Below are 11,900 nucleotides of genomic sequence, written 5' to 3' on the forward strand. Positions count from 1 at the left end.
CCCCCTCCGATCAATCCTCGTCAGGAAAGCGCGCCGTCGAGGCGAGCACCAGGTCGAGCGACGACGAGCCCAGCAGGTCGCGCTCGATGGTGTCGCAGACGCGGCTGAGCGCGAGGTCGTTGGGGTCGTGGCCGAAGGGGTTGTCGAGCTCCTGCCCGATGCCCTCGATCATCAGCACGGCGTACGCGACCATCATCGTCACCAGCGGCGTCAGGAACCCGACCTCCTCCACGAGGCTGAGCGGCAGCGTCGCGATGTAGAGCGCCACCATCCGCCGGAGGAGCAGCACGTAGCCGAGGGGCGTCGGGGTCTTGCGGATGCGCTCGCACCCGCCCAGGCTGTTGACGAGGACCATCACCTCCTCCTCGACCCGCGCGACCATCGGCGCATCGAGCGCCCCGCGCCGCGCGTAGCCCGCCAGCAGCGACGAGATCTTCTCCGAGGCATAGAGCGGCGGGCTCGGGTGCGCGGCCATCGCGGCGCGCTCGGCCTCCGGCAGCAGCTTGTCGATCTCTGGCCGCTCGGGCTCCTCCCGGAGCGAGCGTCGGGCGGCGTGCGCGAAGACCACCACCCAGGTCACGAACTCCCTCGCCTCCCCGACGTCGATGGCGGCGTGGCAGCGAGCCACGCGACCGAGGTTGCGCGACGCGTTGACGATCGACCCCCAGAGGGTTCGGCCCTCCCAGAAGCGGTTGTAGGAGGTGTTGGTGCGGAAGGCGAGGATCAGCGCGATGACCGCGCCGGAGATCTCGTAGAGCCCGATGTTGAGCACCACGCGGTCGTTGAAGCGATGGGCGATCCAGAGGGCGGTGGCGATCAGCCCGAAGACCAGCACCCGGCGCATCAGCCCCGGCGCGAAGGATCCCCGCGGAGACACCAGCATGTGGAGCCAGTCGGTCTTCGCATAGGAGAGCACCGGCCCTGGATCGATCCCTCACGAGCGAGCGTCAAGCGCGGCACCGCGGATGCAGCTTCGTAGGACGGCCCTCGGGCCGACCACAACACGCTCAGGAGGATAGAGGCCATGCGACGACTGCTGCTCGGTGCCCTTGCGGGCGTCTTCATCCTCTCGGGTTCGCTCGCGACGGCGCAGGACGGCGGGCTCCGCGCCCCGCCGACGGAACAGGTGCCCGGAGGCACCGGCATGGGCGGGCTCGACTCCCCCGACATGACCCTCAGCGAGGGTGAGATCGTGGCGACGGTGGCCGCGTTCAACCGCGGCGAGATCACCCTGGGCACCTTCGCGCAGGGCCGCGCTTCCAGCCGCGCGCTGAGGGAGTTCGCTCGCTCGATGGTGACCGCGCACACGGAGGCCGGCACGCGGATGTCGGCGCTCGCGCAGCGGCTCAACCTCACGTCCATCGAGGGCACCGAGAGCCTGAGGCTGACCGCCGAGGCGACGGCCACCCGGCAGCAGCTCTCTCGCCTCCGCGGCGGCGTCTTCGACCGCGCCTTTCTCGACGCGCAGATCGCGTCCCACGGCGAGCTGCTCGAGCTGCTCGACCACAAGCTGATCCCGTCGGCCCACGCGGCCGACCTGCGCACCGCGCTGCAGAGCGACATCCGACCCATGGTGGCCGCGCACCTCGCCCACGCTCGCAGCCTGCGCAGGCGGCTGTGACTCACTCCCTCGGTGTCGCACTGCCGCCATGGTGTGGCGGCGCTGCCGTGCGCGGCTAACGGCTGGTGCCGGTCGGCACCGACCCGCGGCTCGTCGGGCTTCGGCTCGCTCTCCACCGACGACTCGCCCACCCATCGGCCGATCGACATCAGGATCAGGTCGCGCGCCTGCTCGGGCGTGCGGTCGGAGACCTCGATGATGAGCCGCTTGAACTCGTCGTGCTGGAGATCGATCGCGACCGCCTTCGTGTCGTCGCGCACGTCGCAGAACACGTTGCCCGTGCCGTCGGCCATCACGAGCGTACCGGCGAGCACGTTGCCCGGGCTGTGCACCCCGCGAAACTGCGACTCCACCGGCATGTACATCACCTTCGAGATGTCGGGCCGCGCGGTGACCCCTGTGATGTGCGCGAGGGGAACGGTGATCGAGCTTCGCAGCGCCAGGATCTTGTCGAAGCCCTCGACGGTCACGAGGAGCGCGCTGTCCTTGATTTCGATTGTTGCCATCGGAGACCTCCGGGGCGATGCGCGACCCCCGCCACGCGATGGGACACCGCGTTGCAGACGCCGCGCCTCAGCTCATGCCTGTTGCCCTCGGGCACGCCTGTCAATGTGCGGCCCGGTGGCGCACCGCCCTCGGGGAGAGCGCGCTCAGGCCTTGTTGGCGAGGGCGCGCTGCATGAGGTCGGTCATGCGCTGGGCGAAGCGGTGCGGGTCGTCGCGGGGTCGAGCCCTCGGTGAGCAGCGCCTGGTCGTAGAGGAGCTCGATCCACTCGTCGAGCTGGCGTCGTCGCCGGCGTCGCGGCGCGCGCCTGGATGCGCCTCCATCAGCGGGTGCGTCGGGTTGAGCTCGAGCACCCGCGTCGGACGGCGGCACCTCGCGCCCGTGGGCGCGCAGCAGGCGCTCCATCGCGGGGTTCATCGCCGCCCGGCGGGACCACCAGGCAGGCCGGGCGAGTCCGTGAGCCGCGTCGAGCTGCGCACCTCGTCGCACCCGCGCGCCGAGCACCGACTTCACGCGCGCTCGACGAGCGGCTTGATCGCGCCTCGCGGCGGCCTCCTCGCTCCTGCTTCGCCTCGGCGGCTCGCGTCGAGCTTGAGGTCGGCGCCATCGCCACGTTGACCAGCTTCTTCCCCTGGAACTCCCGCAGCCCGTCGGCCGCCAGCGTGTCGATGGGATCGGTGAGGTAGAGCACCTCGTAGCCGCGCGTCGCGCAGCGCCTCCAGGTGCGGCGACTCGGCGGCCGCCTGCCGCGACTCGCCGATGGACGTAGTAGATCGCCTCCTGCCCCTCCTTCATGCGCGCGACGTACTCCGCGAGCGAGGTGATGCCCGTCGCCGTGCGAGCTCTCGAAGCGCACCGAGCTGCCCGAGGCGCTCGCGGTACTCGTAGTCGATGGTGCAGGCCCTCCTTGAGCGACGCGCGCCGAACTGCGCCCAGAAGGTCGCGTAGTCCGTCGGGCGTCGTCCTTGGCGAGCTCGTCGAGCCGGTCGAGGGTCTTCTTCGCGACCTGCTTCTTGATGGCGCGCACCACCGCGGAGTCCTGCAGGGTCTCGCGGGAGACGTTGAGCGGCAGGTCGTCGGAGTCGACGAGCGCCGCGCACGAAGCGCAGCCACGAGCGGCAGCAGCGCGTCGCAGTCGTCCATGATGAAGACGCGCTTCACGAAGAGGCTGCACGCCCGCGGCGCCCTTCGCCCGGAGTGTCGATGTCGAAGGGCGGCGCCTCGGGACGTAGAGCAGCCCGGTGAACTCCTGCGTGCCCTCGACCTTGAAGTGCGTCCACGCGAGCGGCTCCTCCCAGTCGTGGGTGAGGTGCTTGTAGAACTCCTCGTACTGCTCCGTCGGTGATCTCGCCTGCGCGGCCGCTGCCAGAGCGCGCTCGCCTGGTTGATCGCCTCGAAGGCGGGCTCCTCGGCCTTGGGCTCCTCGCCCTCCTTGGGCTCCTCCTTCTCGCCGCAGCTCGATCGGGTGGCCGACGAAGTCGGAGTACTTCTGCACCAGCTCGCGCAGGCTGCCAGCGTCTGGAGGAAGTCCTTCTGGTCGTCGCTTGAGGTGGAGGATCACCGAGGTGCCCGCGCTCGCGCGCTCGGCGGGCTCGACGGTGAAGCCGTCGCTTGGCGTCGGAGGCCCAGCGCCAGGCCTCGTCGCTGCCCGCCGGCGCGGGACGACCACCGTCGACCCGGTCGGCCACCAGGTACGGCGCAGTAGAAGCCCACGCCGAACTGCCCGATGAGCGTCAGGTCGGGCTTTCCCGCCTCTGGCCTTCAGCGACTCCAGGAACTTCTTCGAGCCCCGAGCTGCGCGATGGTGCCCAGGTTCTCGACGAGCTCGTCGTGGGTCATCCCGACGCCGTTGTCGTCGATGGTCAGCGTGCCCGCGGCCTCGTCGGGGATCAGCCGGATGCGCAGCGGCGTCCTCGCCCAGTCAGCCCGGGCCTCGGTGAGCGACGCGGAAGCGCAGCTTGTCGATGCGCGTCGGAGGCGTTGGAGATCAGCTCGCGGAGGAAGACCTCGCGGTGGCTGTAGAGCGAGTGGATCACCAGGTCGAGGACCTGGCTCACCTCTGCCTGGAACGAGTGGTGTTCGGGTGCGTGCGCTTCGGTGGTTCCCATGGGGCGAGGCTGATAACCAGCCGCGCGCCACGGCTCAAGCCCTACGGGCTCATTCCATGTAAGAAGGCGAGAGGAAGGCGTCGCGGTGGGCCCACAGCTCGTCGGCCACCTCCGCGGGCACACCCTCGGTCACCGCCGCGATGGCCGCGTCGACGTCCCCGCCCTCGGCCGCCGACCGCCCCGCGCGCCGGGCGATCTCGCCCGCCGCCTGGAGCACCATCCGCGCGGTCATCTGCCCGACCATCCCGCCGAGCGACTGGAGCGCCTCGCCCTGGGCCCGCGCCTCGGACTCCGACTCCGCCCGCATCACCCGGATCTGCTCCATCGCCGCCGCCAGCTTGCGCGCATAGCGATCGCGGTAGCCCTGAGCCTCCCGCGCCGCCCGCTCCGCCGCCTCGATGCGCTCCAGCGTGTCCGTCGCGTAGTTGCCGAGCGCCTCCCGGGTCGCCTCCAGCTCCCGCTCCAGGTCGGCCGCCATCGCCTGCGCCGATGCGACCGCCTCCGCGGCCTTCGACTGCGCCGAAGCGACCTCCTCCGCCGCCTTCGACTGCGCCGATGCGACCTCCTCCGCCGCCTTCGACTGCACCGAAGCGACCTCCTCCGCCGCCTTCGACTGCACCGAAGCGACCTCCTCGGCCGCCTCCCTCAGCGCCGCCGAGGCCTCGTCCGCCGCCTCCCTCAGCGCCGTCGAATACTCCTGGTGGATGGCAGCCACCGCGTCCAGGTGCTCTGCCCGCAGCGACTCCGCGGACAGCTCTCGCGCCTCGTCCATCGCCCGCTTCATGGCCACCGTCGCCTCCTCGGCGGCGATGCGCGCGGCCCGCTCGGCGGCGAGCTCCTCGGCCTGCTCGTCTTCCATGGCGCGCAGGGCCATCGCGTGCGCCGCCCTCGCCGCCTCGAAGCGCGACACCAGGGCGTCCTGCGCCGCCTCGGACTCCTCCCGGGCGCGAGCCACCGCGGCGGACAGCTCCGCCCGCACCGCGGCCAGCTCCCGGGCGTGGGCGTCGAGGAGCCGCTGCCGCTCGGCGTTGGCGACGTGCAGCGCCGCCCGCAGGCCCGCCGCGTCGTTGGCCAGCTCGCCCAGCTGACGCCGCGCCTCGTCGCGCTCCCGGGTGCGCTCGTCGGCGTAGCGCTGCCACTCGTGCACCGTGCCGTCGGCCTGCATCAGCGCGCTGGCCGCGTGCTCTCGCTCCTGGCGCACCGCCTCGAGGGCGCGGCTCAGCGTGGCCCGCTCGGCCTCGATGGACTGGAACACCCCGTCGCGGGAGCGCAGCCGCTCCTCGAGCTCGGTGCGCTCGCGCTTCAGCCGCTCGACGACCTCCCTGGCCTCGTGGATGGCGCGGTCGCGCCCGACGTGGTGGGTCTTGAGCGCCAGGATCTCGCTGTCCTTGCGGGCCAGGGCCTCGCGCAGCAGGGCCAGCCGCCGCCCGGCGCCGTCGCCGTTGCGGGTGGCCTCGTCGAGCTCGCGCTGCGCCCGGTGGAGGGTCTCTACCTCGCGGCGGAGCTGCGCGTTCTCGGTCACGAGCTGGTCGCGGTGCCTCGCGAGCTGCTGGGCCGCCGCGTGCGTCGCCCGGAACTCCTGCTCCGGCACGAAGGACGGCAGCTCGTTGTGCGTGTCGACCGAGCCCGGGTTTTCGTAGTTCAACGCCATGAAGCTCTCTCACCTCCACGACGGGCCTTGGCCTACATGGTGGGTGCGGGTCCAGTTTTCGACCGAGATCGCTTTGACGCCTCCCGCCAGGAGCGGTCACGCTCGGGGCCGCCATGACGTACCCCACCCCCGGTCCGAACGTCCCCTACGGCATCAACCCCCAGTACGACCCGCGGATGGCCCGCGCGGCGCAGCTCGCCGAGAGCGCCCGCAACTGGCTCATCATCTGCGGCATCGGCTGGTTCGTGGGCTTCATGTGGATCACCGGCCCGCTGGCCTGGTACCAGGCCAACCAGTTCGCCCGAGACTTCCAGACCATGGGCCTCGCGCCGCCCAGCGAGGTCACCAACCTCCGACTGCTCGGCATCATCACCACCATCGTGGTCGCGGTGGGCTTCCTCTTCCTCATGGTGGCGCTCGCCGTGATGTTCATCGGCTTCGCCTCCTACGGCGGCTTCAACCCCCGCTGACCCGCCGCTCCCGGCGGCCCTTCGCTACGCGGCGCCCTTCGGCGCCCGAGGCATCCGGAGGCAGAAGCTCGCCCCCGCCCCAGCTCGCTCTCGACCGTGACCGACCCGCCGAGCGCGTGGACGACGCGCCAGACGATGGTGAGCCCGAGGCCCGTGCCCTTCCCCGGCGCCTTCCTGGTGAAGAACGGGGTGAAGATCCTCGCGCGGTCGTCCGCGGAGATGCCCGGCCCGTTGTCGCTCACGGTGAGCAGCACCTCGTCGGCCAGCAGCTCGCCCCGCACCACCACCCGGCCGCTCTCATCGCGCGACCGCCTCGATGGCGTTCTGAACCAGGTTCGAGATCGCCTGGTGCAGCTCCTCGGCGACGCAGTCGACCCACCCTTCGCCCTCCAGCTCAAGCACCAGCTCGACCGGGCGGCCGATCGACGAGGACACCAGCGTGGCGACGTCCCTCGCCCCGGCGAACACGTCGTGCGAGCGCGCCACGCGAGCGAAGCCCTCGCGGCTGTACCGCCGCATCAGCGCCACCGTGTCCCCGATGCGCGAGAGCCCCGCCTGGGCGGTCTCGAACATCCGCAGCGTGCGCCCCTCCAGCGCGGCGATCCTCGCCCGCTCGGCGTCCCCGTCCGCCTTCGGGACGGCCATCTTGAAGGCCTCGGTGACGTCGATGCGCACCCGCGTGAAGGCGTTGCGCACGTAGTTGAGCGGGTTGTTGATCTCGTGCGCCAGGCCCCCGGTGATGGTCTCGAGGGAGTCCATCTGCTGGATGAGCACCCGCTCGGCGGCGGCGTCGCTCGCCTGCGCGAGCTTCTGCACCGTGGCCAGCAGCTCGCGGGTGTTGAAGGGCTTGCTCATGTGCTCGGTGACCCCGGAGTCCATGCCCTCCAGCCGGTCGGTGAGCTCGCCCCGCGCGGAGAGCATCAGCACCGGGACGTGCTTCGTGCGGGGGTCGTGGCGGAGCCGCCGCGTGAGCTCGAAGCCGTCCATCTCCGGCATCATCAGGTCGGTCACCACCACATCGGGCATGTGCTTGAGCGCGAGCTCCAGCCCGCGCACCCCGTTGGGCGCGGTGAACACCCGGAAGCTGCTGCCGCAGCACCGTGTGGATGAGCCGGGTGACCTCCGGCGTGTCCTCCACCACCAGCACCGTGCGTCCTCGCGCCCCCTCGTCCGGGTCGCGATCCACCACGCGACGCTCGGTCGCGTCGAACACATCCAGCAGCCTGAACTCATCGCGCGCCGCGAACTGCGCCGTCCAGTCCGTGGGGCTGTGCTGCGCGCGGCGCTCGTTGGGCACCGTCGTCCGCGCGGGCGCGGCGCTCCAGCACCTCCGTGCGGGAGGTGCGCCCGCCCCTGGCGGAGCGTCACGGTGAAGGTCGCTCCGGCGCCCGGGGGCGCTCGACGCGGTGATGGTCCCGCCGTGCAGCTCGACCAGCTCTCGGGCGAGCGCGAGCCCGATGCCCGTGCCGCCCTGCGTGTAGCGGTTCTGCGCGGTCTCGCTGTCCACCTGGAAGAAGCGCTCGAAGAGCCGCTCGGACAGCTCCTGCGGAAAGCCCGCCCCGGTGTCCTCGACGGAGACCCGCGCCTCGCTCCGCCGTCTTCGGACGAGCGAGATCGTGATGCTCCCCCCCTCGGGCGTGTGCTTCGCGGCGTTGGAGATGAGGTTCACGAACACCCGCTCCAGCCGGTCGAGGTCGCACCACACCTCGGACACCTCGACGTTGGCCTCGAAGCGCAGCTCGATGCGCTTGCGCTCGGTGAGCGGCGACACCTGGGCGACGAGGGCACTCAGCCACCGCACGAGGTCCTGCGGCCTCACCCGGAGGCGCAGCCGCGACTCCTCCAGCCGCGACAGGTCGAGCAGGTCGCCGATGAGCCGAAGCAGCCTCGCGCCGGACAGGTAGATCGACCGGAGCGTGGCGCGCTGCGGCTCCGAGAGCTCGCCCAGCTCCCCGTCGATCATCAGCTCCAGCGGCGAGAGGATCAGTGCGAGCGGCGTCTTCAGCTCGTGGGTCACGTTGGCGAAGAAGCGCGACTTGAAGGCGTCGAGGCGCTGCAGGTCCTGGTGGGCGCGCCCCAGGTTGGCGGTCGTCTGAACGATCACGAGCTGATTGACGATCTGCTCTCGCTGGGTGCGGTAGGCGAGGATCTGGCCGATCGAGATCACGATCGCCGTCGCGGTGAGGAACACAAGGTTCGACACCGCGCCGACCCCAGCGGTCTCCGGCCGCAGCATCAGGTTGGGGAGGAGGAACGACAGCACGATGATGGCGTGCGTGGTGAGCACCACCTGCGGCGGCCACACGAAGAGCAGCCCGGTGGCCACGATGATGAGCGAGAGGCCCGCGTAGTAGGGCGACGCGAGGCCCTCCAGCAGCACGGTCATCAGGGAGATGCCGCAAGAGCCGACGATCAGGTAGCTCGCCGAGAGGCTGTTGGGGAAGCGCTCGAACCAGCGTGTCGGGAGCAACCTGAACATCGCCAACGTCAGCACGGTGACGAACGCTCGCGTGCCCCACAGCACCTTGAGCCACGCAGCCGGGGCGACGAGCCAGTCGAGCACGCCGAAGAGGGGATACATCGTGATGCCGATCCAGAGGACCAGCCGCGTGCCGCGGCGATTTCTCTCGACCAGCCAGGCCCTCCAGCGGGGCTCGACCTCTTCGATGGGTACCGGCCCGACCGGGCTCACGCCCGAGTCAGCACGGCGAACGGGTTGACCCCCGAGGGCTCCTCCCGAATCGCGACGGTGGCGTCAGGTGCCGCCGCGCGCCCCATCGCCAGTAGATCTTCGTGGGTCTTGTACTTCAGGTTCCAATCGAGGTTCAGCTCCATGAACCAGCGGTTGGGGCTCGTCGGCACCATGTTGCCGATGAAGAGCTCGCCCTTCGGCCTGAGGTTGCCGTAGAGGCTCTTCGTCAGCGACACCGCGGTCGGCATCTCGAGGTAGTCGAAGAGCCCCGTGCAGAAGATCACGTCGAAGCCCCCGTACCTGGCGAACAGCGTCGGGTCACGCAGCAGCCGCTTGATCGAGTCGTGCAGGTAGGTGACCGTCACGGCCTTCGGCCAGCGGGCGCTCACGATGGGGCTGATGCGACGAAAGGCGTACGACAGGGCTCCCTTGTCCTGGTCGAAGAGCACGATCTCCAGCGGGACGGGGACCGTCTTCCGCTGCTTCAAGAGCTCGTAGACCTCCTGCGCCGGACCGGCGGCCACGGACAAGAACCGCAGTGGGACGCCCGGCTCCGCGTGGTCGAGCGCCTCGGAGAGCCGGTCGCGGACGAGGTTCTTGCGGAACCTCACAGCGTCGCCCGGGCGCGTCGTCAGGATGGCCAGGCTGACAGCCTTCGCGAAGAGCGTCGGACCGGCGAACTGGTTCTCGTACATGTACTTCATCACTTCGTAGTCGCCGGGGTACCCGAGCGGCTTGAAGAGCGCCCGGTGCATACACGGCGCCTCGATGAAGTACTGCTGCAAGAACCGCTGTGAGTACTCCTTGAGCGCGGGGATGTCCGCGAGCGGCACCGTCCGGAGCGCCGCGTCGATGCGCTCCGACCGACGGATGAACTCCTCCGCGAACTCGCGCCTTACCCTGCCGATGAGCGCGTCGCGCGCGGCCGATCTGCCCTCGCCATGAACCACGTCCCAGGGGAGCAGGCGCTCGACCGCCGTGAGGTGCTCGCGCGCGTCCTCGAGGAAGAGGCGGAGCTCGGCGACGAGCGACTTGAACTCGGCGTGCCCCTCGACCCTCCACGGGGCGCTCGCGAGCCCGAGCCCGCCGGAGCCCGCGGACGCGTAGGACTTCACGTCGCGCAAGGCGATCACGTCGTCCACGTTCATCAGGGAGTCGACGAACGACGCCCCGACGACAAGCTTCCCATCGAGGCGGCGAAGCGAGCTGACCCGCGCGGCGCCGCTGTACGCCTCATGCTGATCGAAGTTCAGGGAGAGTTCCGGAATCTCGAACCCGATCTCTACCTCGACGTCGACCGGCCACTCGAAACCCACGCCGTTCTGCGAGACATCGGTCATCTCGCAGTCGAAGCGGCGACCGCTCACGGAGATCGACACCACGGTGCGAACGGGCCCGAGGTCGGATGGCTGGTAACGCTGGGGCCTGAAGTAGATCTCCCGCCCCTCCCCCCCGTCGAGGTCCTCGACGTTTCTCGGGGCCACGCTGGGCCGCCCCTCCGCCAGGACAAGTTCATCCTGGCTCATGCCGGGGACGATCGAGGGCCGTGAAAGACGTTCGACGCTGCGTCCCCTGTCGTCACTATCTGTCATCAGGTCCTCTCGGCAGTTCGATCACAAACCTCGCCCCGCCCCCCGGCGGCACCGGAGGCACCGAGCGGATCGATCCGCCGTGCTGCTCCATGATGAGCCGACACATGTAGAGACCCATCCCCAGGCCGTGCGCCCCCTTGGTGCTCTCGAAGGGATCGAAGAGCCGCGACGCGATCTCCGGAGCCACCCCCGGACCCTCGTCCTGCACCGCGATCGACACCCCCCCCGGGGTGCGCGCCACCTCCACCTGGATGCTCTGCGGCGCGTCCGTCGACTGCATCGCGTTGCGCAGGAGGTTCACCATCACCTGAAGGATGCGAGCGCGGTCGCAGCGCACCGGAGGCAGGCCCGGCTCGACGGTGATCACGCAGCGAGAGCGCCGCTGCTCCATCTCGAGCCCGGCCAGCACGAGGGCGTCGCGCAGCACGTCCGAGAGGTCGATGGGCTCCTCCTTCAGCGCGAGGCTGCCCGCCGCGAACTGGTGCAGCGTGCTCAGCGTCGACATGAGGTGCCGGGTCGCGGAGACGCCCACGCGCAGCGGCGACATCAGCCGCGGCGCCACGCCCTGCGCCTCGAACAGGCTCTCGAGCAGCGTGAGCCCGCCGAGGGTGTTGCGCAGGTCGTGGGTGATGCCCGCGGTGAGCCGGCCGATGGTGCCCAGGCGCTCGAGGTGCAGCATCTTGTGCTGCGCCGCGCGGAGCTCGTCGAGGGCCAGCTTCAGCTCGTCGCTGCGCGCGGAGAGCAGCTCGAGCAGCCGGGCGTTGAGCCTGCGCTGCTGCACCATCGCGCTGGCCTGCGCGACGGCCCCGAGCAGGTCTTCGGGCTCCCAGGGCTTGTGCATGTGCCGGAACACCCGCGCGCGGTTGATCGCGTCGACGAGCACCGGCGTGTCGGTGTAGGCGGTGAGCAGGATGCCCGCGACGTCGGGGTAGCGCTCGCGCACCACCGCCAGCATGTCGATGCCCGTCATGCCGGGCATGCGCTGGTCGCACACGATGACGTCGAAGCGCTCGACCTCGAGCAGCTTCAGCGCGATCTCCGCGGAGCGCGCCTCGTGCACCACGTAGTCGGCGTCGAGAAACGCGCGCAGCACGTCGAGGTTGCCCAGGTCGTCGTCGACGATGAGCACCTGTCCGGTGAGCGTCTCGCCGATACCGTACCGGGCGGCGAGCGCCGCGAGCGCATCAGGCTCAAGCACGACCGGAGTCTAGACAGGGCAGCGTGAGCCCATCAACCGCGAAGTGTCCGAATGACGGCCCCGG

At 70.4% G+C, this 11,900-nt stretch carries 9 protein-coding genes; 2 read left to right on the plus strand and 7 right to left on the minus strand.

Annotated features, from left to right (window positions below; all coding sequences use genetic code 11):
• Positions 1 to 10 precede the first annotated feature (10 nt).
• Positions 11 to 916 carry a bestrophin family ion channel gene (locus tag V9F06_00245; GenBank protein ID MEI2616049.1) on the minus strand — a complete coding sequence of 302 codons (906 nt, stop codon included), beginning with the start codon at positions 914 to 916 and terminating at the stop codon, positions 11 to 13.
• A 108-nt stretch (positions 917 to 1,024) separates the two neighbouring features.
• On the opposite strand from V9F06_00245, the gene V9F06_00250 reads away from it, so the two are divergent.
• Complete coding sequence (locus V9F06_00250; GenBank protein MEI2616050.1) at positions 1,025 to 1,621, plus strand: DUF4142 domain-containing protein; 597 nt, start codon at positions 1,025 to 1,027, stop codon at positions 1,619 to 1,621.
• A gap of 826 nt (positions 1,622 to 2,447) precedes the next feature.
• On the opposite strand, the gene V9F06_00255 is transcribed toward V9F06_00250, so the two are convergent.
• Together V9F06_00255 and V9F06_00260 are read right to left on the minus strand one after the other, a co-directional pair.
• Entirely contained in the window at positions 2,448 to 3,794 is a 1,347-nt protein-coding gene (locus tag V9F06_00255; protein MEI2616051.1) for a hypothetical protein, read from the minus strand.
• Positions 3,795 to 4,282: 488 nt separating this feature from the next.
• A complete protein-coding gene (locus tag V9F06_00260; protein ID MEI2616052.1) occupies positions 4,283 to 5,884 on the minus strand; it encodes a hypothetical protein in 1,602 nt (533 codons plus the stop codon).
• 113 nt (positions 5,885 to 5,997) lie between these two features.
• On the opposite strand from V9F06_00260, the gene V9F06_00265 reads away from it, so the two are divergent.
• The gene (locus tag V9F06_00265; protein ID MEI2616053.1) at positions 5,998 to 6,354 is read left to right on the plus strand and encodes a hypothetical protein; all 357 of its coding nucleotides are present in this window, start codon (positions 5,998 to 6,000) and stop codon (positions 6,352 to 6,354) included.
• Here V9F06_00265 and V9F06_00270 read toward each other — a convergent pair.
• The 4 genes from V9F06_00270 to V9F06_00285 form a co-directional block, all read right to left on the minus strand.
• Positions 6,330 to 6,641 (minus strand): ATP-binding protein, encoded by a 312-nt coding sequence (locus V9F06_00270; GenBank protein MEI2616054.1) that lies wholly within the window; start codon positions 6,639 to 6,641, stop codon positions 6,330 to 6,332. The two genes, V9F06_00265 and V9F06_00270, sit on opposite strands and share 25 nt — an antisense overlap.
• 10 nt (positions 6,642 to 6,651) lie before the next feature.
• Positions 6,652 to 7,431: a response regulator gene (locus V9F06_00275; protein ID MEI2616055.1), complete on the minus strand. Its 780-nt coding sequence runs from the start codon at positions 7,429 to 7,431 to the stop codon at positions 6,652 to 6,654.
• 1,611 nt (positions 7,432 to 9,042) lie between these two features.
• Positions 9,043 to 10,638 carry a hypothetical protein gene (locus V9F06_00280; protein ID MEI2616056.1) on the minus strand — a complete coding sequence of 532 codons (1,596 nt, stop codon included), beginning with the start codon at positions 10,636 to 10,638 and terminating at the stop codon, positions 9,043 to 9,045.
• Entirely contained in the window at positions 10,628 to 11,836 is a 1,209-nt protein-coding gene (locus V9F06_00285; GenBank protein ID MEI2616057.1) for a hybrid sensor histidine kinase/response regulator, read from the minus strand. Before V9F06_00285 ends, V9F06_00280 begins: the two co-directional genes overlap by 11 nt.
• Positions 11,837 to 11,900: the final 64 nt, after the last annotated feature.

It is taken from the genome of Thermomicrobiales bacterium, from assembly GCA_037045155.1.
Taxonomy (GTDB): Bacteria; Chloroflexota; Chloroflexia; order Thermomicrobiales; family CFX8; genus JAMLIA01.

Coding starts and splice junctions, on each gene's coding strand:
- V9F06_00250 (MEI2616050.1), top strand. CDS start 1,025: ATGCGACGACTGCTGCTCGGTGCCCTTGCGGGCGTCTTCATCCTCTCG.
- V9F06_00260 (MEI2616052.1), bottom strand. CDS start 5,884: ATGGCGTTGAACTACGAAAACCCGGGCTCGGTCGACACGCACAACGAG.
- V9F06_00265 (MEI2616053.1), top strand. CDS start 5,998: ATGACGTACCCCACCCCCGGTCCGAACGTCCCCTACGGCATCAACCCC.
- V9F06_00280 (MEI2616056.1), bottom strand. CDS start 10,638: ATGACAGATAGTGACGACAGGGGACGCAGCGTCGAACGTCTTTCACGG.